We start from the raw sequence: 20,892 nt of genomic DNA on the forward strand, positions 1-20,892 counted from the left end.
TAAAATGAAACAACAGAATTTTCGGCAGTTTTTTAAACGTCGTTTTAAAGCGCTTGGGCAGCTCAGTGTTTTAAGTCTAATGACGCTCAGTCTTATCGCATGTAGTAAACAATCTGACACTCCAGCCAATCAGGTCCATGAACTTCGCTATCAATCCTTAACCAGTGTGGTGTCATTGCCTGAGCTGGCTGAAGACTTGGGTTATTTAGGTGATTTAAAGTTGAAATATGTGGGCAGTGTGCAAGGTGGGCCGCAGGACTTACAAGCACTCACCACAGGCGATGTAGATGTGGCAACTGCTTTTGACGGTGCAATCATTAAGCTTGCTGCGGCAGGGATTAAGATCAAAGCAGTGGTTGCCTCTTATGGTAGTGACGATAAAAGCTGGGTCGGCTATTACGTCCCGAATAATAGTCAGATTCATTCAGCGCGTGATTTGATTGGCAAAAAAGTGGCAGTAAACACTTTGGGTGCACATTACGAATTTGTCTTAAAAGACTATTTAGCTCGCCAAGGTTTAAGTAATGATGAAATCAATCAGGTTGAATTCGTGGTATTGCCGCCTACCAATACCGAACAAGCCTTACGTGCAGGACAGGTGGATGCTGCAGCGTTGGTTTCTATTTTCCAAGACAAGGCCTTGGAACGCGGTGGTCTAAGAAAACTGGTCTCAGATACGGATCTGTATGGCAGCTTTACCGCAGGCAGTTATGTCTTTACCGAGAAATTTATTCAGCAGCATCCAGAAGTGGTCAAGCAATTTGTCACAGGTGTTGCCAAAGCCGTGGAATGGACCAAGCACACACCTCGTGAGCAAGTCTTGGCCCGCTTTAAAAGCATTATTGAAAAAAGAAAACGCAATGAAAGCGATGTATTGATGCAGTACTGGCGCAGCTATGGTGTGGTAAGCCAAGGTGGGTTGTTAAACGCAGCACAATATCAACGCTGGATTGACCTCTTTGAAAAACGTGGTGACTTCAAACCCAATCAGGTCAAGGCAGATACTTTATTCACCAACCAATTTAATCCCTACGCAAGTGAAAATAAAAACCTAGCTGACGATCAGCGCAGTAAGGAGCATAGCCAATGAGTACAAAATTAAAAATTGAAAATGTTTATAAGTCTTTTGCTGCCAAAAAAGTCAAAGGAGCAAAAGTCCAAGCAGAAGATTTTGTAGCGGTTGAAAATCTGTCTTTAGACGTGAAGACAGGTGAGTTTGTCGCCATTGTTGGTCCGAGTGGATGCGGCAAATCAACCTTGCTGGATCTTCTGGCTGGTTTAACCACACCAAGCTCAGGCCAAATCACTATTGATGGGCAAGCGATTAAAAAACCGGGGTTGGATCGCGGTATCGTCTTCCAGCAGTACGCTTTATTTCCGTGGTTAACGGCCCTAGAAAATATTGAGTTTGGCTTGGATGCAAAAGGTGTTGAGAAACAACAGCGTTATCAAACGGCAAAGTACTTCTTAAATTTAGTGGGGCTTGCGGAGTTTGAACATCATTATCCAAATGAACTTTCCGGTGGCATGAAGCAGCGGGTCGCAATTGCACGGAGTCTGGCCTATGACCCCGACATCCTATTGATGGATGAACCTTTTGCTGCACTCGATGCACAGACTCGTGAAACCTTACAGGCGGAATTGGTCAAAATCTGGCAACAGACCCAGAAAACCATCATTTTTATCACGCATAGTATTGATGAAGCCATTTATTTGGGGCAGCGCATTGCCATCATGACCTCACGTCCAGGGCGAATCAAACAGGTGATTGAAGTTCCTGCTGAGCTAAGAAGCGATCAGGAGGATGTACGTTCCAGCCCAGAATTCAGCCAACTGCGTCATCAGATCTGGAGCTTGTTACGTGAAGAAGTATTAAAAGCCCAAGAGCAGGAAAAACAGAAGCAATTGGTCGCTTAAGCACAACGTATTTTAAAGATTAACAAGAAGTAGAGGTGATTATGTCGAGTACAAAAGAGACATTAACGTTTCCAAAAACAATTCAGTCCAGTTCAATTTCTTCCTCGCCAAAGATGAGTTCCTTTAAGTCCGATCTCAACCTAAGCTGGCTTTCTACAGGTTTTAAACGATCAGCTGCGATTTTACTCTTTTTAGCCATCTGGGAAATCGTACCGCGGATTGGTTTGGTCGATTCCGCTTTCTTGCCAGCATTTTCTACCGTGTTGCTCAGTGGTTGGGGCTTGATTCAAAATGGACAACTGTTGACGCATTTGCAAGCCAGTTTAATCCGTTCTCTCAGTGGTTTTATTTTTGCGATCATTGTCGCGATTCCTTTGGGGCTGGCAATTGGTTGGTACACACGCTTTTCCGAATTCCTGAGTCCTTTATTGGAAGTGTTCCGCAATACGGCGGCACTCGCTTTATTACCCGTGTTTATTCTTTTTCTTGGGATTGGTGAAAGCTCGAAAATTGCATTGGTGACCTATGCCTGCACATGGCCAATTTTGCTGAACACGATTAGTGGTGTTCGTAATGTCGATCCATTGTTGATCAAGTCCGCACGAACTATGGGACTGAGCTCAATTCAGTTATTCCGTAAAGTGATTTTACCCGCAGCGATTCCAACGATTTTTGTGGGGGTGCGTTTGGCAGGCTCTTTTTCAGTATTGATGCTGATTGCTGCTGAAATGGTTGGAGCAAAAGCAGGTCTGGGTTATTTGATTAACTATGCACAATATAACTTCCAGATCCCTGAAATGTTCTTTGGCATCATTAGTATTACCACCATTGGCTTGCTGTTTAACTACAGTCTGCTCGCGGTCGAAAAACGGTTGACCGCTTGGAAAATCGAACGCTAGTCAGGAGTACATTGACATGTTTAAGCAAGGCTGGGGAAAGCATTTATTTGATCTGAGTTGTATGGTGACAATGTCACTCATCTTGTTAGGATGTACAAAACCAGCATCGAAACTGACTACAGTGGATGGACTGGAATCTTTAGAATTTAAATACCTCGGTTCGCCAGGCATCGTTACTCCCTTAGAACTGGCCGAAGATTTGGGTTATCTTGCGCCAATTAAATTGAGCTATCAGGGGGTTTCTACAGGCGGGCCGCAGGGCATTCAATCTGCTTTGTCTGGTGATAGTGATATTAGTAGTCCAAGTTTTGCAGGCTCCGCCGTGAAAATGGTCGCCAGTGGCGTGCCCGGCACTGTGGTGATTGCTGCCTATGGTACTTTCGATGATCCTTTTGCTGGCTATTATGTCCTTGAAAATAGTCCTATTCAGTCAGCCAGAGACTTAATTGGTAAAAAGGTCGGCACTAATATTCTGGGCGCACAAGTGGAATATATGCTCAAGACGTACTTAAAAAAAGCAGGACTCACCCCTGAGGAAATCAATCAGGTCACGCTTGTGGTCTTGCCACCAGGTTCTTCAGAGCAAGCACTAAGAAATGGTCATGTGGATTTAGCACCATTGACAGGCCCATCAATCGAACGGGGTGGTGTACGTCGTCTTTATCGTGATTATGATCTCGTTGGCGATCTGACAACTGGAACTTATGTCATGGCAAATCGCTATATAGCTGAACATCCGAATACCACACGTAAAGTGGTCACAGGCATTGCCAAAGCGATTGAATGGTCTAGACAACAACCGAGAGATCAGGTGATTGCACGCTTCGAGCAGATTTTAGCAAAGCGTAAACGTCCTGAAAATAATGCCATGTTAAAATATTGGACACAGTGGGGAATTCCAAGCACTGCTGGAAAATTTAAAAATGATGATTTTAAAATATGGGTAGATAATTTAATTGAAGAGGATCAGTTAAAACAAAATCAGATTGATTATAAAAAGATATATAGCAATCAATATAATGAATATAGTCAAAATTAAATCATCTTTGTGGTTTGATTAACTGGCGTTTATTTCTATTTTAATAAATAGAAATAACAAAGGTGAATTACTGATTTCTATTTAAGCAAATAGTCATGCAAGATAACTTCTCTTTTAGAACAATAGGGAAGTAAATGCATGTCATTCATTACTTATCCACAAAATCAGACTTTAACGCGAACTGAGCGTGCCACAGCAATGGTTTTTGAAGATCAAAAATCAAGAGATTTGCTGGATCGTATCGAACAGATTGCACCTAGTGAGGCCAGCGTCCTGATTATTGGCAATACTGGGACGGGGAAAGAACTGGTTGCCCGTCAGGTACATATGATGAGCCAGCGTAGTCGAGGTCCTTTTGTGGCAGTAAATTGTGGTGCGTTTACAGAATCATTGGCGGAAAGTGAACTTTTCGGACATGAAAAAGGTGCATTTACTGGTGCAATCAATAGCAAGGCGGGTTGGTTTGAAGCAGCCAATCACGGTACTTTATTCTTGGATGAAGTCGGTGATTTATCTCCTGCGATGCAGGTGAAATTATTACGGGTTTTGCAAGAGCGTGAGATTGTTCGCGTCGGTTCACTCAAGCCAATTAAGCTGAACGTCCGTGTCATTGCTGCAACCAATGTCCATCTGGATGAGGCAGTTCAAGCAGGCAAGTTTCGCGAAGATTTATTTTATAGACTGAATGTGGCACTGCTTAAGGTTTCACCATTGGCCGAACGTCCGGGCGATATTTTGCCGTTGGCTAATTTTTTTATTGCCCAATACTGCAAGCGTTTGGGTTATCCCATTGCGACACTGAGCCCAAGCGCAGTTCAGAAATTATTGACCTATGGCTATCCTGGTAATATTCGAGAATTGGAAAATGCCATTCATCATGCTTTATTGGTCTGCAAGAATCATCAAATTCAACCTACTGATTTTTGCTTTGCCTCCTTGTCTAGTAGCCTGAATTTACGGCAAATTTCTGACTTGGAAAAAAGTACGCAAACCATTCCAAGAACAGATTTATTGCCTAAACAAATGTTGCAGCATGCGCTTCTTAATTTATTTGAGTCCTCCCATGCCTTGAAAAATGAAAATCTTGATCGCTTGATTGAGGAAGCCACGATTCGTATCGCTTATGAATATTGCCATCGAAATCAGGTGCAAACAGCAAAGCTTTTAGGAATTAGTCGTAACATTGTGCGAGCACGATTGGTCAAATACGGCTTAGTGGGAAACGATAAAGTAGTCAATATTATGTTGGAAGAATTATTGGGTTAATTGTATTAAATAATCAGGTGACATAAGTTCACCTTTTTATTGATCGGAAATCACTTTGCTAAAAAAATAATAATCAATGATTGAAAATAAATATATTTTTTTAATCAAAAAATATTCAAAAATAATAGTTTTAAATATTCATAATTTTTCTAATATGGTGGTACACAATTTAATAAACAAATGCAAAGTGGTGAAAGATGAGTATTCCTCAAATTAATGTGCGTAATCAATTTCGTGGTGTGGTTAAAGAGATTATTGAAGGAAGTGTGGTTTCTGAGGTGGATGTAGAAACACCTGCGGGAGTTTTTACTTCAGTGATTACTACACGATCAGTTAAAAATCTAAATTTAGAATTAGGTAGTGAAGTCATTGTTTTAATTAAGTCTACAGAAGTTGCTTTGGCAAAACTATAGAGAGTCATATCGAAAATATATTAAAGATTGATCTTATTATATTTTTGATTTCTATTTTAGGGGGCTAAAATGACATCATTAAATGTTGGTTCAGTAAAAATTAATCATCTCAATAAATCGTATGGACAGTATCAAGAGCATGCCTTAACCGTATTGGATGATATTTCTTTGGAGATTAAATCGGGGGAATTTGTCAGTATCGTTGGCAGTAGTGGCTGTGGAAAATCAACTTTATTACGTTTACTTGTTGGCTTGGATGACCAATTTGAAGGTAAGATTTTGGTCGATGGACAACCGATTCAAGGTACCAGTCTAGAGCGAGGCATTGTCTTTCAAGATCATCGATTATTTCCTTGGTTGAATGTACAAGATAACATTCGGGTTGCATTGTTAAATCGTAAATTAACGGTCGCTGAACAAAATAAGTTGATTGATGAGCATATTGAATTGGTCGGTTTGACTAAGTTTAAAGACGCTTACCCAGCTCAGCTTTCAGGGGGAATGAGTCAACGTGTTGCGATTGCGAGAAGTCTGATTAATCGACCTAAAATTTTGTTGCTAGATGAACCTTTTGGCGCATTGGATGCACTGACACGCGCCAATCTACAAAAGGAATTACAACGGATCTGGCAAACCGAAAAAATTACCATGATTATCGTGACGCATGATGTGGAAGAGGCGGTTTTCCTCGGTGATCGTGTTGTGGTGATGCAACCGAATCCAGGTCGAATCAAACGGATTGTTCCTGTTCATTTGCCACACCCACGTGTTCGTGAAGATGTCCGACTTGCTGCGATTAGAAATGATATTTTGACTGATTTTAGTCATGCAGTCGAAGATCATTTAGTTATTCCTGTTGTTAACGATTTTAATCAGTTTCAGTTTACTTGGTAATCCCAGGTAAGCTGAATCTTATAATCATAAAAATAAATAAATTAATATAAAAATATTGGTTCTTATATTTCACGGTTTGCATATATTTAACTGAATCACTAATTTTTGTGATTGGGGAATCATGAATAAAGCTTGATGCTTTGAAAAATATAATGAATGATCTATAGGAAACAAAATGACCGTACTCACACAGCTTTCAGCCGCGATCGAAAATGCACCGCGTTGGCATGAATACAAGAAACATAGTTTAGATACCGTGCAAATCACACCAATCGAAGGTGCATTGGGAGCGATTGTGACTGGATTAGATGCCAGCAAGCCACAAAGTGGAGAAGTGATTCTTAAGCTGAAAAAAGCATTGCATGAACATTTAATTCTGGTTTTCAAGGCGCAAGACTTGCAAGACAATGACTTACTTGCTTTTGCCAGTTACTTCGGCGGGATTTTCCGTCCACCAACAGATGTACCTGTATTGGCAACGCGGAATGATACCAATGCACCACCTGATATCGTGCCCGTATCCAATGCGGTTGGAGAAGGTGATTATACCGGTCATGGCGAACTCACCCCGCATAGTGACCATCACTGGACGCCACAGCCTTCTAGTGGATCCTTGCTTTACGCAATTGAACTGCCAAAAGATGGCGGCGCAACCAGTTGGTATAATACGGTACAGGCCTATGAAGACCTTGATCAGGAAACCAAAGATGAAATCGAGGGGCTGCAGCTGATTACGTATAATCCATTTTTACGCTTAAAGGATAAAAGCCCGATTCCCAAATATCGCTTCTCTGATCAACCTGTATTAGGCGCAGCATTCCCGCATCCATTGGTGCGTACGCATTCTGAAAGTGGCCGTCGTGGTATTTATCTGGATGCACAGACAGAAGTTGAGGTTGTGGGCTACGACGATCAAAAGGGTGCTGCATTGATCGAACGCTTAAGAGCCCATATTGTGCAACCTCAATATCGTTATGAACATCAGTGGGAAATTGGGGATATTGTCTATTGGGATAACCAACTGACCTTACATTCGCGTACAGCCTTTCCTGCCGAGCAACGTCGTTTATTGAAACGTGTTAGTTTGGCGGGTGCACGACCATTCTAAAGTTTAACTAAGCCAGCGAAAGCTGGCTTTTAATTTCCTGCTTTTGCCAGTTCTGCTTCAATATAGCTAATAATCATGGTACTTAAACCTTTGACCATCTCATCAAAGCTGATTTGAGGATTGGGCAAGATCAGGTGGCGTGCCACATTAAAGATACTGCTATTAATGCTGATATACGCTGTCACACTAAGATTGTTCACTTTTAAATAGCGCGGATGGCGAATCATGTATTTCATCAGCACTTCCATTAACGCCATCTCGATCTGGCCGATATATTTTTCGTATTTGAGCTCTGTCGCATAGCGCAGGCAAATCAGATAACGGTCATCATCACGGGTGAGCAGGTCCCGGAAAGTATAAAAAATCATCTCGAATAAAGGTTCCAGCTCTTGTTCAATCATGATCGGCGTCAGCTCTTTGACCATATCCAGAACCTCTTTGACAAAGGTTTTGGCCATGGCGTCATAGATTTCTTCCTTATTCTTGAAATATTCATACAGTGAACCGACGCTGACACCTGCAATGTCGGCAATGTGTCGTGTAGTGGTGCCGCTGGTACCGTTAGTGGCAACTGCAATAAAACCTGCTTCAATAATCGTATCGACAGTCACTTTGGAACGAGACTGACGGGGTTTACGTGTAGCCATAAAGTATTATTATTAAAATCCGAACATAACGTCAGATTAACATGAGCTGGAAGAGCATGAAAGAGCCAGCTCCATAATCCGAACAAATAAAATTACGACTTTTTAATATTTATTGGTCATGATGTAATGAATTAGTATTTTTAAAAAATGGGTATACATTTTTTAGAAAAAATTAATTTATATATTTTATTTAAGTTATTAATATTTATATTTAAAATAACAATATTGTAAAAAACCAATAATCTTATCAGCGCGAATTTTCTTTGATAATGCTGCGCGAATTTTCGATAAATAATGATTAAAAATACCCGAATTGAATCCGAACATAAGATCGGTTTACAGTTGTTTTGTACCAGGATCAGGTTTAAAAAAATCTCCCGAATATTTTTTCACACTTCCCGAGCAGTTGGGAACGTTGAAAAGAGATGAACCAGACGAAAAGAATGTAAAAGGGCAAATGACGCTCAAGTAACCAGATAGGTGTAGCCATGATTAGCAACACATTAAGGAAAGGTTTAAGCTTGTTTAAATCCAATCCCATCACTGAGCAAATTGATTTTGCGAGTAAAAAAACGATTCCAATTCGTCATTTGGCAATCGGATTTGAAGGGAAGAAAGTTGATTTATCCTTCTATATGAATAATCAGTTTGCCACAATTTTTTTCGCCACCCTGTCAGTCTTTTTAACTTATGGCGAAGATCTGGTGATTGAAACAGCACGCCATCATCGTGACTTACTCAAAGATCCGATCTTAAAGCAACGCGTCACTTCCTTGATTGGTCAAGAGGCGATTCATTCAAAATTACATAATGAATTTAATGATGCAATTGTTGAGCTTGATTATCCGGTAAAACTGTACCGTTTTCTGGGCGAGCAATTCTTTGAATATATCTTCCTGAAATTTCCACAACCGCTAAAACTTTCGCTGATGGCCGGAATCGAGCATTTTACCGCGGTGTTAGCAGAATACATGATGGCGCATGAGCAGAATTTTTATTTCTCCGATGATGCCAAAACCCGTGCTTTGTGGATGTGGCATATGCTGGAAGAATCTGAGCATAAAGATGTCGCCTACGATGTGTATCAAACCTTGAATGGCAACTATGCATTGCGTATTTCAGGTTTCTTCCTCGCGTACTTTACCATTCTTGGTCTGATTCCATTTTCAGCTACGTTGGTGCCGGTGTTACGTAGGCCACAAGAAATGCTGACAGCAAAATTCTGGAAAGATGCACGCCGTGGCGTGAAGCTGATCTTTAGTCCTAAAGATGGTGTTTTTGGAAGTACGCAAGGCCGAATCTTCGATTATTTACGTACTGATTTCCATCCCAACGATCACGATGCATCTGCGTATTTCGAATATTACGAAAAGAAACTTCTTTCAGAGGGTGGTGCCTTATATCCGTTCTTTGTAAAAGAGTTTACGCCTAAAGTTCAGGCCGCTTAATGCGCAATAAAGCAGGCACAGCAGGTAAGTCATTGCCTGCTGAGTTGGCAAAAAAGCTCAGCGTGTGATGAGCAGTTTGGTTCTTGTTGCCTACATTGCCGTCATGCACTATGCAAACAAACCATCTTATCCAGTCGCTGTATGTAGAGATATACAAATTGGCTAAGCCTTTTAAGTTGTAATGCAGTTTTAGGGGATCGAGATATGGTCGCTCAAGTTCTTCGTCATGTTTTTTCAGATAAATTCAGTACCAAATATCAAGGGATTATTCAAAATCTGGCGAGTAAATCACCGATTCCGATTCGTCATTTTGATTTTAAGTTTAACCCTTCTGAACTTGATGAGCGGTTTTTCTTAAATAAAGAACTTGCAACATCTTACTTTCATGCCTTGTCTATTTTCTTGACCTTTGGTGAAGATGTGGTGATTGAAACAGCTCGTCATCACCGTGATTTTGTTGAAGATCCAGTCTTGAAACAAAGACTTACCTCACTGATTGGGCAAGAGGCGATTCATTCAAAAATCCATAATCAATTTAATGATGAAGTGCTGAAAGAAAATGGCTACCCGGTCGAATTGCTACGTGCCATTGCTGGCAAGGTTTTTGATTATGGGATCTATAAACTACCACAGTCTTTACAGTTATCGTTGATGGCAGGCATTGAGCATTACACGGCAGTGCTTGCTGAATTTATGATGCAGCATGAAGAGTATTTGCTTGGGTCACAAGATGAAAGACAACGGGCCATGTGGATGTGGCACATGCTGGAAGAGTCAGAGCATAAAGATATTGCCTATGATGTGTTCCTGGAATTGTCAGGTGATTACTGGCTCCGGATCACAGGTTTCCTGTTGGCCAGCTTGACGATTTTAGGCGGTGTTTCACTGGGTGGTTATCTGATGCCATTTATACGTAAACCGAGCAATTTGGTTAATCCACGTTATATGAAAGATATTGTCGAAAGTACTGCACTGTTATTTGGTAGCGAACGTGGGGTATTCGGAAGTAGCTTTATGCATATTCTGGAATATCTGCGTCCAAGCTTCCATCCTAATGATCATGATACGACCGCGTATATGGAATACTACAAAGAGCGTCTCTTGAATCCTGAAACAGGTTTATTAAGTCCTTATTTTCTTAAAGAGTTTGTGCCGCCTGTGCGTGCAACTTCTGCATAACCTGGTTCAAGTTCATACGAGATTGCTGGAAAAACAATGATGAAATTATTTGCAAAGAAAGCCAAGCCAAGCCAACAGGCATTTGCTGTGGTGACTGGCGCAGGAAGCGGGATTGGTCGTAGTTTTGCGCTCGAACTGGCGAAACGTGGCGGTACTGTGGTGTGTTCAGATATCAATTTAGATGCGGCCAAAGAAACGGTCGCGCTGATTGAAGCCTTAGGCGCGAAAGCGTTTGCGGTAAAATGTGATGTTGGCAATGCCAAGCAAGTAGAAAAGCTGGCAGAGCAGGCCGAGCAGTTGATGCAACATCCCACTACACTGGTCATCAATAATGCTGGCGTGGGTTTAGGCGGCAAGTTTGATGAAACCTCATTGGAAGACTGGAAGTGGGTTTCTGATATTAACTTGTGGGGCGTAATTCATGGCTGCCATTATTTTGTGCCGAAGTTTAAACAGCTAGGACGCGGCGCGATTATCAATGTGGCTTCTGCTGCATCGTATACCGCAGCACCAGAAATGACAGCCTATAACGTGACCAAAGCGGGAGTACGTGCCTTATCGGAAACGCTTTCTGCCGAGCTTCGTAAACATAACATCAAGGTAAATGTACTTTGTCCAACGCTAGTACCAACCAACATTATCAAGAATGGCAAAGTGCCACACAAAGGCATTCTGGACTATGCATTGACCAATCTGGCGTTTACCACCAGTGACAAGGTTGCAAAGCTGACGCTGGACCGTCTGGATAAAAACGAGCTTTATACCATTCCACAAATCGATGCCAAGTTATTCTGGCTGATGAAACGTACTGCACCGAATTTATATGCAAAATTTTTAGGTACATCATACCGGTTTATGAAATAACCCCGATTAGGCAAAAGAACTGAATGAGTGAAATGAAGCGAGAACCTGTGTAATCACTTATTTCAGCTACATGATACAAAGGACATTTTAAATGACAGCTCAAGCAAAAAAATTAAACTCAGCTGAAGGAAAAGCACTCCCACAATATATTTATGACACCTTTATTGTCGGTGCAGGTATTTCAGGGATTGCGACTGCCATTCGTCTGGATCAGGTGGGTTATAGCAACTATAAGATCATTGAAAAAGCGACACGTGTCGGCGGAACCTGGCGTGAGAATACCTATCCGGGTTGCGGCTGTGATGTGCCATCGGCTCTATATTCCTATTCATTTGCGCCCAGTGCCAAATGGAGTCATTTATTTGCTCGCCAACCTGAAATTTTGAGCTATTTAGAAGAAGTTAGTCAGGATTTTGGCGTTAGTTCAAAAATCGAGTTTGGTACGGAACTAGTGAATGCTGCATGGGACAAGGAACGTAATTTATGGGTGATGGACACCAATAAAGGCCAGTACCTGTCTAAAACTGTGGTTTTTGCCACAGGCCCGATTACCGAAGCACAAATTCCAAAACTCGAAGGACTGGAAACCTTCAAAGGTGAAATGTTCCATTCAGCCAAATGGAACCATGATTATGATTTGACTGGTAAACGTATTGCAGTAATTGGCACGGGTGCCTCCGCGATTCAGTTTGTACCGCAGATTCAACCTTTGGCGAAAGAGCTGTATGTGTACCAGCGTACTGCGCCTTGGGTGGTACCAAAACCTGATACTGACTTGGGTGATGTCAGCAAAGCCCTGATTGAAAAGTTTCCTCTGATCCAAAAAACCTGGCGTAAAACGGTTGCCCAGTCTCTGAATGCCATTAACTTTGGTTTACGTAATCCAGCGGTGTTAAAACCGGTAGGCGAATTGGCCAAACTGATTTTACGCTTCCAGATTGAAGATCCTGAACTCCGTAAAAATGTGACGCCGAACTTTACCATTGGCTGTAAACGTTTATTGTTCGCTAACAACTATTATCCTGCTTTACAGCAACCGAATACCAAACTGATTCCACATGGATTGGTGAAGGTCGAGGGCAATACCGTTGTTTCAGCAAATGGTGAACGTCATGAAGTGGATGTAATCATTTGGGGCACAGGCTTTGAAGTCTCACATCCACCGATTGGCAAACGTGTGACCAATGAAAAAGGCCAGATACTCAATGATCTCTGGAAAAGCAGTTCGCCAGAAGCTTATTTAGGTACCAGCATTGAAAATGTGCCGAATGCATTCTTGGTATTGGGGCCTAACGTACTGGTTTATGATTCATTTATTGGTCTGGCTGAAGCTCAGCTGGATTATATCGTCGACGGTCTACTCAAAATCAGAGACCAAGGTATTGCCAAACTGAACATTAAGCCGGAAGTGATTAAACAGCATAATGAACTGGTACAGAAACATCTTAAAACCACCGTGTTTAATGCCGGTGGATGCAAGAGTTACTATTTAGATGCCAATGGTCGTAACTTTGCTGCGTGGCCGTGGTCGTTGAAAAAGTTGAAGCAACGTTTAAAACATATGGATCTCAATGATTATCAAGTGACCTATCAGACTGAAAAAACTAACTGAGTTTAGAGTAGTCATAAAAAGAGCAGTAAATTTTATCTAAGGATGGAATTTGCTGCTTATTTTTTGCAAGATAGAAATAAAGATGGGGAAAAATAATGAAAGAAGGACAATCAAGCCGAACAGCGGAAGCCGCTGCCGCATTGCGCGCCAATCATTTTAACAATGCCGCAGAACCGGTGTTTGCTGATCCCTTTGCATTCGAACTGACCAGTCAAGGCTGGAAGACGTTGCTGAGTACGCCATTAACCGTCAAGCTGATGAATTCTTCGGTATTTAACCGCACCTTGGGTTTATTAACCGGGCAGGTGGTGGGACGCTCACGTTATGCGGAAGATCAGCTCTACGCCGCCATTGAACGGGGTGTAGCGCAATATGTACTGGTGGGCGCAGGTCTGGATTCATTTACCTTGAGACAGGCGCAGCAATTCCCACAGCTTAAGATTTATGAGGTGGATCATCCCGATACCCAGGCGATTAAACAAAAAAAATTACGCCAATGGGGAGAGCTTCCAGCGAATGTAGAGTTTGTTGCAATCGATTTTGAAAAAGAATCTATTGCAGATGCTTTGGCGCGTAGTTCCTTTCAGCAGGATCAGGCCGCTTTTTTCTCGTGGTTGGGCACAACCCATTATCTGGAGCCAGAAACAACCTTAAAGACTTTAGTTAGCATTGCACAGATTGCTGCACAGGGAAGTGAAGTGGTTCTGGACTATTCGATTGATTATCGGGAGCTGGACGGGATAGAGCGTTTCGGAAGCTTATTTGTCTCCCAATTTACCCGATTTCTAAAAGAACCGTTAAAGGGGCAATTTAGACCTAAGATGCTGCATCAGGCAGTTGAGCATATGGGGTATAAGGTCATTGAGGATTTATCAGGGGATGGTTTAAGTGAGCGTTATTTTCATGCTCGACCAGATCATATCCGGCATACTATTGCAACGCATATGCTGCATTTACGCTTAGCTCAGGGATGAGTATTCAGCAGCATGAATAAAAAAGCCCTTAAAGACCTAGAGATATTTAAGGGCCGATACAGATGCTATGAATTAGCGGCGTTTATTATAAACCGCCATTGCTGCCGGTAAGTTCTTACGCATGTCACCAATACGTTGAGTGTTTGACGGGTGAGTAGACAGGAATGATCCACCACCAGCGCCATCAAGACGGTTCATTTTTTCCCATAGGCTGATGGCTGCATTCGGGTTATAACCTGCTTTTGCCATTAACATTAAACCGCCGTAATCGGCACGACTTTCCAGATTACGTGAATAAGGCAGACCGATACCAACCTGGCTGCCTAGATCGATTGCAGCGCTACCTAGATCGCCAATGCTGCTACCTGCATACGATTTACCAATACCAATTGCAAGGTTAGTTAAAGCCTGTGCACCGATTTTACTTTTTGCGTGCTCTTCTAGGGCATGCGTCATTTCATGGCCCATTACCGCCGCAATTTCATCATTGGTCAGGTTGAGTTTGTTGACAATACCGGTATAGAACACCACTTTACCGCCAGGCGCGACATAAGCGTTGACCGTGTCAGATTTTAAGACCGCAAGCTGCCAGTCAAAACGTTGACCAGTCTGGTTCATTTGATCCGCATAAGGCTTTAAGCGGTTAAACACGGTATTAATACGTTGATAAGTACTTGAGCTGCTATCCAGCTGGTTTTTAGCACGTGCTTCCTGCGTCATTTTTGAGAAACTTTGTGCTGATTGCGCATTTAATGTCGCGCTGTCCGCACCCGCCATATCTGCGAACGAAGCACAGCCAGAAATGGTCATCACAGTTACAGCACATAGGCTTAAAGCTAATTTCTTCATACTTATTCTCTCCAAATCAGTATCTTATGAATATAGTCATGATCACGGTGGATTATAAAAAATGTTTACAGCAGTTAACATTCTGAATAGCTCTATAATCATTGTAATTATGTAATCGGCATTGCTTATAATTTATATTTAAGCAAATAAAAGCCAGTGGCATTGCACTGGCTTTAAAATAGATCAATTTAATTGAGCATTAAATTAATCTTCGTCATCATATTCATCTTCAGGGAAGGCATTTTCTTCTAAAGAAGCATCAAAGATTAAGATGGCCTTACCATCAGTTTGAATCATGCCCTGATCTTCAAGTGTCTTGAGGACACGGCCAACCATTTCACGAGAACAACCGACAATACGGCCAATCTCTTGACGGGTAATACGAATCTGACGGCCATTCGGTAAAATCATTGCCTCTGGTTGAGCAGATAAGTCAATTAAACAACGCGCAATACGACCAGACACATCAATAAATGCCAGATCGGTTACTTTACGCGTGGTATTTTTAAGACGGCGAACCAGTTGAGCAAACACAGCATAGCTTAAATCTGGATATTGCTTGCTTAACTCGTGGAAATTGTCGTAAGTGATTTCTGCGATTTCGCAGACATCGCGTGTACGTACTTCTGCGGTACGCTGAGGGTTCTTTTCAAAAAGCCCCATTTCGCCAAAGAAGTCGCCCGGGTTTAGATAGGCAACTACGATTTCTCGTTCGTCATCTTCACGTAAGATAATTGACACTGAACCTTTTAATATTAAATACAGTGATTTTGATTCCGTTCCAGCGTCAACAATCGTGGTGCGTTTAGGATATCTATTAATATGAGCACGTTTTAGCAGCGCTTTAACTGATTCAGGGAGTTGACCTGGTGATAAAGCATCAGTGCTAAGTTGTGAAAAATTTGAAGTCATGCTTAAAATTTCCGAATTTGGATAAAACCGATCGCACAGACCCTTGGAAGAGCCTTTTCTACACAGAAGAGATGAAATTCCTTATCAACTCATTTTATGTTAGTGTACAAGAACAGAGTAAATTTATAACGTTTTTCGGGTAGTTGCAATGCAAACAAGTGTACATTGGTTAGAGAATGTTGCTTTTGAAGCAAAATCAGAAAGTGGCCACAGTGTGGTGATGGATGGTTCTGCCGAATATGGCGGTGAAAACCGTGGTCCACGTCCTATGGAATTGATTTTAATGGGACTTGGTGGGTGTGCTTCGTTTGATATTGTGACCATTTTAAAGAAATCTCGTCAAGATGTGACCGATGTCGTATGTCAGCTTAAAGCGGAAAGAGCGGATAGCATTCCAGCGGTGTTTACCAAAATTCATTTGCACTTCATCGTCACCGGTAAGGCGGTAAAATCAAAACAGGTGGAAAAGGCAGTCGAATTGTCTGCCGAGAAATATTGTTCAGCCAGCAAAATGCTGTCTGATGGTGGCGTAGAAATTACCCACGACTTCGAAATTATTGAAGCGGCTTAAGGCTTAAACTATTAAGTTTTGCTAAAAAGTGATCGGTTTTGCGCCGATCACTTTTTATTTGTTGCACTGTTTATTTTAAAAATAACTGTGGATCTACCCGGGCATTATTCAGGCTCATTCCCCAATGTAAATGTGGCCCTGTGACGCGTCCTGTCTTACCGACCAGTCCGAGCACTTCGCCTTGCTGGATGTGTTGACCTTTTTCTACATTAATTTTGCTGAGATGGCAGAACATACTGATCAGTCCTTGCCCATGATCAATCAGTACCGTATTGCCATTAAAGAAATAGTTGCCTGTCCCGACAACCACACCCTCTGCAGGCGCAACGACTTTTTGTCCCACTGGCGCGGGAATATCGAGGCCAGAATGCGGAGCGCGTTCTTCACCATTGAAAAAGCGTTTTCTGCCAAAAGAGTTGCTAAATTTACCAGCGGTAGGGCGAATGAAAGCAGGAAAGCTGTGCCAGCTGCTTGGCGTAAATGAATTATAAATATCATTTTGCTCTTTTGCTTCACGTGCATAGCGATCAAGCTGGTCCTGATTCGGATTGACATAGTCCTGATTTTTGACGTTTAAACGCTGCTCAGCATATTGGTATGGCGTTACTTCGATCTGAATCGGCGTGGTATTGGTAGTTAAGCTCAAACTGCCTAATGGCGCAGAAAGTGGAATACCAAACACGGCATATCGCTGTGTGCCTTCCTGAGTAATGAGTACGGGCTTTTGCTCATAAAAGACCTGAGTGGTATTTGTGTTTAAGGGAATGACAGCAATCCCACCAGCGCGACGTGAATCTTGGGGAAGTTGGGCAAATACCGAATGAAGAGGCAGTAGGCAAGCTGCCCCCAATAAAAATTTTTTTAAGTACATGAGTGTCATTTTGAATCAAGTAAGGGGTTAGGCTAAATCGTTCGGTGAAAAATCACAATCATAATTGTGTTTAGAACGGAACAGACAGAAAAATTATACAAAATATACTTGAAATAGAATGTTTATATACCCATATTATTACTGAGTTTTATTCATTTTTTGTTTTATAAAATATTGAAAAATATATAAATTTTTATTTGAAATTTAAAAAAGTGTTCCCATCTAAGTGATAAGTTAGAAATTTGTTGTGAGGAATAACAAGAATGCGTTTTGAAAAATTTACAAACCGCTTACAGCAAGCACTCTCAGATGCACAATCATTGGCAATGGGTAAAGACCATACCTCGATTGCAGGTATTCATATTCTTGCTACTTTATTGGAAGAACCTGCCAATTTGAGTTTGTTGCAACAAGCGGGCGCGCGTTTACCAGAGTTAAAGCAGAAGCTGGAACAAGCCGTGCAAAATGCGCCAACATTGGCAAATCCTACCGGTGATATCAATCTCAATCCTGAAGCGGTAAAGGCGCTGAATTTAGCTGACCGTTATGCACAGAAAGCAGGCGATGAGTTTTTATCAACCGATTGGGTATTACTTGGTCTGGCAGAAACCGGTGAAACCAAAACCATTTTAAATAGTGTCGGGGTTACACCTGAAAGTTTACGTAAAGTAATTGAAAATATTCGAGGAAATGACAAAGTCATGAGCAATAATCATGAAGATCAACGTGACTCACTGAATAAATATACCATTGATTTAACTGAACGTGCCTTAGCGGGTAAGCTGGATCCCGTAATTGGTCGTGATGACGAGATTCGCCGTACCATTCAGGTATTATCACGCCGTACCAAAAATAACCCGGTGCTGATTGGGGAGCCGGGGGTAGGTAAAACTGCGATTGTAGAAGGTTTGGCACAACGGATTGTTAATGGCGAAGTGCCTGAAAGCCTCAAAAACAAACGTGTACTTTCTCTCGATTTGGGTTCATTGCTTGCGGGTGCAAAATATCGTGGTGAGTTTGAGGAGCGTTTAAAAGCAGTCCTCAAAGACCTTGCCAAGCACGAAGGTGAAATCATCCTGTTTATCGACGAGTTGCATACGCTGGTTGGCGCAGGTAAAGGTGATGGCGCGATGGATGCAGGTAATATGTTAAAACCTGCTTTGGCACGTGGTGAATTGCGTTGTGTGGGTGCGACCACTTTAGATGAGTACCGTCAATATATCGAGAAAGATGCTGCGCTTGAGCGTCGTTTCCAGAAAGTGTTGGTGGATGAGCCGAGTGTCGAAGATACCATTGCGATTTTGCGTGGTCTTAAAGAGAAATATGCAACCCATCACGGTGTGCAGATTCTGGATTCAGCCATTATCGCTGCGGCGAAGATGTCGCATCGTTATATCACGGATCGCCAGTTACCCGATAAGGCGATTGACCTGATTGATGAGGCTGCGTCGCGCATCAAAATGGAAATCGATTCCAAGCCAGAAGCGCTGGACAAACTTGATCGCCGCTTAATCCAGTTGAAAATGCAATTGGAAGCGGTGAAAAAAGATGAAGACGCGGGTAGTAAAGCCGAAGTGAATCATCTTGAGCAGCAGATCGCTGAAAAGCAAAAAGAGTACAACGATCTGGAAGAGATCTGGAAAGCTGAAAAAACCTTGGTTGAAGGTGATAAAAAGGCACAGGTTGAACTTGATCAGGCACGTAGCGCTTTGGAAAAAGCCAAACGTGAAGGTGATCTGGCTGAAGCTGCACGCTTGCAATATGGTGTCATTCCAGAGTTGCAAAAACGTCTGGAGCAAGCTGAAGTTGCTGAGGAAAATGAAGAGCCGAAGCTGATTCGTACCAAAGTCACTGAAAACGAAATTGCTGAAGTCGTGAGTGCGGCAACAGGAATTCCTGTGGCGAAAATGCTTCAAGGTGAACGTGAAAAACTTCTCAATATGGAAGAGTTTTTGCATAACCGTGTGGTTGGGCAGGATGAAGCTGTGGTTGCGGTTTCCAATGCAGTACGTCGTTCACGTGCAGGCTTATCCGATCCGAATCGTCCAAGTGGCTCATTCCTGTTCCTTGGTCCGACTGGGGTAGGTAAAACCGAGTTAACCAAAGCATTGGCTAACTTCCTGTTTGATAGCGATGATGCCATGATTCGTATTGATATGTCCGAATTTATGGAAAAACATTCCGTGAGCCGTTTGGTCGGTGCACCTCCGGGCTATGTCGGTTATGAAGAAGGCGGTGTCTTAACTGAAGCTGTGCGTCGTAAGCCATATAGTGTGGTGTTATTCGATGAAGTGGAAAAAGCGCATCCAGATGTCTTCAATATCTTGTTGCAAGTCCTGGATGATGGACGCCTAACCGATTCTCAAGGTCGTGTGGTTGACTTTAAGAATACGGTGATCGTAATGACCTCTAACCTGGGTTCGCAAGATGTACGTGAACTTGGAGAAGGTGCAACCGATGATGAAGTACGGGCCGTGGTGATGAGTGCGGTTACGCAACATTTCCGCCCAGAGTTTATCAACCGTATTGATGAGCTGGTCATCTTCCATTCGCTGCAAAAAGCACAGATTCGTGGTATTGCAGATATTCAGTTAGATCGTTTACGTACACGTTTGAGTGAACGTGATATGGGCTTAACGGTGGATGATACTGCTTTTGATTTATTGATTGATGCTGGTTTTGATCCTGTCTATGGTGCGCGTCCATTGAAACGGGCGATTCAGCAACAGGTGGAAAACAGTCTGGCTCAGAAAATCCTGTCTGGTGAGTTCCAGCCTGGCGATAATATCCTGATCAAAGGCGACAGTGGTCATCTGGTGTTTGATAAGTTAAAACTGAGCTAATCCTAGCTGAGAGTATGACCCAAAGATGGTGATGAAAATCACCATCTTTTTTTGTATTGGTGCATCTGGTCAGATTTTTACAGGAATATTACCAATGACATTGCCACTGCTATAAAAACTTGATAGCTTCAAAATAAATAAGAACAAGATTCAGGATGAATTAAAATGCAAAAAAATAGACATCATTACACAGGCACGTGTGTAATTTTGTTGTTCAGTGCTTTATCTTCTATCGGACATGCTGCACAGCCATTGCCGGAGGGAACCTTATCTTTGCAAACAGGGGCGCTAAATAATGCCTTGCCAAATATCATTATCAAAGCTCAACAGGATGCATTAAAGCCTGCGGAAGAACGCTGGCGTTCACAGCGTGTACTAAGTGACAGGAATTTGCGTGAAATTCGTGTCAGCATGCTTGCTGAAGGAGGTTTTTCAGCTTACGAAGAGCAGAAAAAAACCACGGTGATGGATGTTCGTGAGAAAAGAAAAGCGACCATAAAGCCTCATGCAGAGGCTCCTGATCGCTTTATGATTTATGAGTTTGACTCACCGAATATCAAGAAAAGTAAAATTACTTTTCGATGAG

20 protein-coding genes are annotated in these 20,892 nt (G+C 42.2%); 16 read left to right on the forward strand and 4 right to left on the reverse strand.

Annotated features, from left to right (window positions below; translation table 11 throughout):
* Positions 1–4 precede the first annotated feature (4 nt).
* The 8 genes from IEV39_RS03500 (at position 5) to IEV39_RS03535 (ending at position 7,536) form a co-directional block, all read left to right on the forward strand.
* Complete coding sequence (locus tag IEV39_RS03500; protein WP_005286673.1) at positions 5–1,090, forward strand: ABC transporter substrate-binding protein; 1,086 nt, start codon at positions 5–7, stop codon at positions 1,088–1,090.
* Positions 1,087–1,917 (forward strand): ABC transporter ATP-binding protein, encoded by an 831-nt coding sequence (locus tag IEV39_RS03505; protein WP_005286670.1) that lies wholly within the window; start codon positions 1,087–1,089, stop codon positions 1,915–1,917. The genes IEV39_RS03500 and IEV39_RS03505 overlap by 4 nt, the downstream gene beginning before the upstream one ends.
* Before the next feature lie 41 nt (positions 1,918–1,958).
* Entirely contained in the window at positions 1,959–2,816 is an 858-nt protein-coding gene (locus tag IEV39_RS03510; protein ID WP_005286667.1) for an ABC transporter permease, read from the forward strand.
* 16 nt (positions 2,817–2,832) lie between these two features.
* On the forward strand, positions 2,833–3,855 hold the full coding sequence (locus tag IEV39_RS03515; protein ID WP_005286664.1) for an ABC transporter substrate-binding protein: 1,023 nt from the start codon (positions 2,833–2,835) through the stop codon (positions 3,853–3,855).
* Positions 3,856–3,993: 138 nt separating this feature from the next.
* On the forward strand, positions 3,994–5,121 hold the full coding sequence (locus tag IEV39_RS03520; protein ID WP_005187522.1) for a sigma-54 interaction domain-containing protein: 1,128 nt from the start codon (positions 3,994–3,996) through the stop codon (positions 5,119–5,121).
* Between the two features lie 197 nt (positions 5,122–5,318).
* Positions 5,319–5,534 carry a TOBE domain-containing protein gene (locus IEV39_RS03525; RefSeq protein ID WP_004654121.1) on the forward strand — a complete coding sequence of 72 codons (216 nt, stop codon included), beginning with the start codon at positions 5,319–5,321 and terminating at the stop codon, positions 5,532–5,534.
* Between the two features lie 69 nt (positions 5,535–5,603).
* Entirely contained in the window at positions 5,604–6,428 is an 825-nt protein-coding gene (locus tag IEV39_RS03530; RefSeq protein WP_005286659.1) for an ABC transporter ATP-binding protein, read from the forward strand.
* A 175-nt stretch (positions 6,429–6,603) separates the two neighbouring features.
* Positions 6,604–7,536 carry a TauD/TfdA dioxygenase family protein gene (locus IEV39_RS03535; RefSeq protein ID WP_005286657.1) on the forward strand — a complete coding sequence of 311 codons (933 nt, stop codon included), beginning with the start codon at positions 6,604–6,606 and terminating at the stop codon, positions 7,534–7,536.
* 29 nt (positions 7,537–7,565) lie between these two features.
* Here the strand turns inward: IEV39_RS03535 and IEV39_RS03540 are convergent, their stop codons facing one another.
* Positions 7,566–8,183, reverse strand: coding sequence for a TetR/AcrR family transcriptional regulator (locus IEV39_RS03540; protein WP_005286654.1), 618 nt, complete (start codon positions 8,181–8,183; stop codon positions 7,566–7,568).
* Positions 8,184–8,671: 488 nt separating this feature from the next.
* On the opposite strand from IEV39_RS03540, the gene IEV39_RS03545 reads away from it, so the two are divergent.
* From IEV39_RS03545 to IEV39_RS03565, 5 genes are all read left to right on the forward strand, one after another.
* On the forward strand, positions 8,672–9,631 hold the full coding sequence (locus IEV39_RS03545) for a metal-dependent hydrolase (RefSeq protein ID WP_005286651.1): 960 nt from the start codon (positions 8,672–8,674) through the stop codon (positions 9,629–9,631).
* 204 nt (positions 9,632–9,835) lie between these two features.
* Positions 9,836–10,810 carry a metal-dependent hydrolase gene (locus IEV39_RS03550; RefSeq protein WP_005286646.1) on the forward strand — a complete coding sequence of 325 codons (975 nt, stop codon included), beginning with the start codon at positions 9,836–9,838 and terminating at the stop codon, positions 10,808–10,810.
* A gap of 39 nt (positions 10,811–10,849) precedes the next feature.
* A complete protein-coding gene (locus tag IEV39_RS03555; protein WP_032867146.1) occupies positions 10,850–11,674 on the forward strand; it encodes an SDR family NAD(P)-dependent oxidoreductase in 825 nt (274 codons plus the stop codon).
* A gap of 91 nt (positions 11,675–11,765) precedes the next feature.
* Positions 11,766–13,286, forward strand: a complete 1,521-nt coding sequence (locus tag IEV39_RS03560; RefSeq protein ID WP_005286643.1) for a flavin-containing monooxygenase — start codon at positions 11,766–11,768, stop codon at positions 13,284–13,286.
* A gap of 95 nt (positions 13,287–13,381) precedes the next feature.
* Positions 13,382–14,260 (forward strand): class I SAM-dependent methyltransferase, encoded by an 879-nt coding sequence (locus IEV39_RS03565; RefSeq protein WP_005286641.1) that lies wholly within the window; start codon positions 13,382–13,384, stop codon positions 14,258–14,260.
* Between the two features lie 72 nt (positions 14,261–14,332).
* On the opposite strand, the gene IEV39_RS03570 is transcribed toward IEV39_RS03565, so the two are convergent.
* Positions 14,333–15,109, reverse strand: a complete 777-nt coding sequence (locus IEV39_RS03570; protein WP_005231035.1) for a M48 family metallopeptidase — start codon at positions 15,107–15,109, stop codon at positions 14,333–14,335.
* A gap of 204 nt (positions 15,110–15,313) precedes the next feature.
* The gene (gene crp / locus IEV39_RS03575) at positions 15,314–16,021 is read right to left on the reverse strand and encodes a cAMP-activated global transcriptional regulator CRP (protein ID WP_004772727.1); all 708 of its coding nucleotides are present in this window, start codon (positions 16,019–16,021) and stop codon (positions 15,314–15,316) included.
* A 148-nt stretch (positions 16,022–16,169) separates the two neighbouring features.
* Here crp and IEV39_RS03580 point away from each other — a divergent pair, with 148 nt between their 5' ends.
* Complete coding sequence (locus tag IEV39_RS03580; RefSeq protein WP_005231034.1) at positions 16,170–16,592, forward strand: OsmC family protein; 423 nt, start codon at positions 16,170–16,172, stop codon at positions 16,590–16,592.
* 70 nt (positions 16,593–16,662) lie between these two features.
* On the opposite strand, the gene IEV39_RS03585 is transcribed toward IEV39_RS03580, so the two are convergent.
* Positions 16,663–17,463: a M23 family metallopeptidase gene (locus IEV39_RS03585; RefSeq protein WP_005286637.1), complete on the reverse strand. Its 801-nt coding sequence runs from the start codon at positions 17,461–17,463 to the stop codon at positions 16,663–16,665.
* A gap of 263 nt (positions 17,464–17,726) precedes the next feature.
* Here IEV39_RS03585 and clpB point away from each other — a divergent pair, with 263 nt between their 5' ends.
* Positions 17,727–20,306 (forward strand): ATP-dependent chaperone ClpB, encoded by a 2,580-nt coding sequence (gene clpB / locus IEV39_RS03590; RefSeq protein ID WP_005286635.1) that lies wholly within the window; start codon positions 17,727–17,729, stop codon positions 20,304–20,306.
* A gap of 165 nt (positions 20,307–20,471) precedes the next feature.
* A complete protein-coding gene (locus IEV39_RS03595; protein WP_005286631.1) occupies positions 20,472–20,891 on the forward strand; it encodes a hypothetical protein in 420 nt (139 codons plus the stop codon).
* The last annotated feature ends 1 nt before the right edge of the window (position 20,892 follow it).

Source organism: Acinetobacter courvalinii (assembly GCF_014635545.1).
Classification (GTDB): domain Bacteria; phylum Pseudomonadota; class Gammaproteobacteria; order Pseudomonadales; family Moraxellaceae; genus Acinetobacter; species Acinetobacter courvalinii.

Bases quoted from the DNA above. Each gene is read 5' to 3' on its own strand.
- IEV39_RS03500 (WP_005286673.1), top strand. From the start codon at position 5: ATGAAACAACAGAATTTTCGGCAGTTTTTTAAACGTCGTTTTAAAGCG.
- IEV39_RS03505 (WP_005286670.1), top strand. From the start codon at position 1,087: ATGAGTACAAAATTAAAAATTGAAAATGTTTATAAGTCTTTTGCTGCC.
- IEV39_RS03510 (WP_005286667.1), top strand. From the start codon at position 1,959: ATGTCGAGTACAAAAGAGACATTAACGTTTCCAAAAACAATTCAGTCC.
- IEV39_RS03515 (WP_005286664.1), top strand. From the start codon at position 2,833: ATGTTTAAGCAAGGCTGGGGAAAGCATTTATTTGATCTGAGTTGTATG.
- IEV39_RS03520 (WP_005187522.1), top strand. From the start codon at position 3,994: ATGTCATTCATTACTTATCCACAAAATCAGACTTTAACGCGAACTGAG.
- IEV39_RS03525 (WP_004654121.1), top strand. From the start codon at position 5,319: ATGAGTATTCCTCAAATTAATGTGCGTAATCAATTTCGTGGTGTGGTT.
- IEV39_RS03530 (WP_005286659.1), top strand. From the start codon at position 5,604: ATGACATCATTAAATGTTGGTTCAGTAAAAATTAATCATCTCAATAAA.
- IEV39_RS03535 (WP_005286657.1), top strand. From the start codon at position 6,604: ATGACCGTACTCACACAGCTTTCAGCCGCGATCGAAAATGCACCGCGT.
- IEV39_RS03540 (WP_005286654.1), bottom strand. From the start codon at position 8,183: ATGGCTACACGTAAACCCCGTCAGTCTCGTTCCAAAGTGACTGTCGAT.
- IEV39_RS03545 (WP_005286651.1), top strand. From the start codon at position 8,672: ATGATTAGCAACACATTAAGGAAAGGTTTAAGCTTGTTTAAATCCAAT.
- IEV39_RS03550 (WP_005286646.1), top strand. From the start codon at position 9,836: ATGGTCGCTCAAGTTCTTCGTCATGTTTTTTCAGATAAATTCAGTACC.
- IEV39_RS03555 (WP_032867146.1), top strand. From the start codon at position 10,850: ATGAAATTATTTGCAAAGAAAGCCAAGCCAAGCCAACAGGCATTTGCT.
- IEV39_RS03560 (WP_005286643.1), top strand. From the start codon at position 11,766: ATGACAGCTCAAGCAAAAAAATTAAACTCAGCTGAAGGAAAAGCACTC.
- IEV39_RS03565 (WP_005286641.1), top strand. From the start codon at position 13,382: ATGAAAGAAGGACAATCAAGCCGAACAGCGGAAGCCGCTGCCGCATTG.
- IEV39_RS03570 (WP_005231035.1), bottom strand. From the start codon at position 15,109: ATGAAGAAATTAGCTTTAAGCCTATGTGCTGTAACTGTGATGACCATT.
- crp (WP_004772727.1), bottom strand. From the start codon at position 16,021: ATGACTTCAAATTTTTCACAACTTAGCACTGATGCTTTATCACCAGGT.
- IEV39_RS03580 (WP_005231034.1), top strand. From the start codon at position 16,170: ATGCAAACAAGTGTACATTGGTTAGAGAATGTTGCTTTTGAAGCAAAA.
- IEV39_RS03585 (WP_005286637.1), bottom strand. From the start codon at position 17,463: ATGTACTTAAAAAAATTTTTATTGGGGGCAGCTTGCCTACTGCCTCTT.
- clpB (WP_005286635.1), top strand. From the start codon at position 17,727: ATGCGTTTTGAAAAATTTACAAACCGCTTACAGCAAGCACTCTCAGAT.
- IEV39_RS03595 (WP_005286631.1), top strand. From the start codon at position 20,472: ATGCAAAAAAATAGACATCATTACACAGGCACGTGTGTAATTTTGTTG.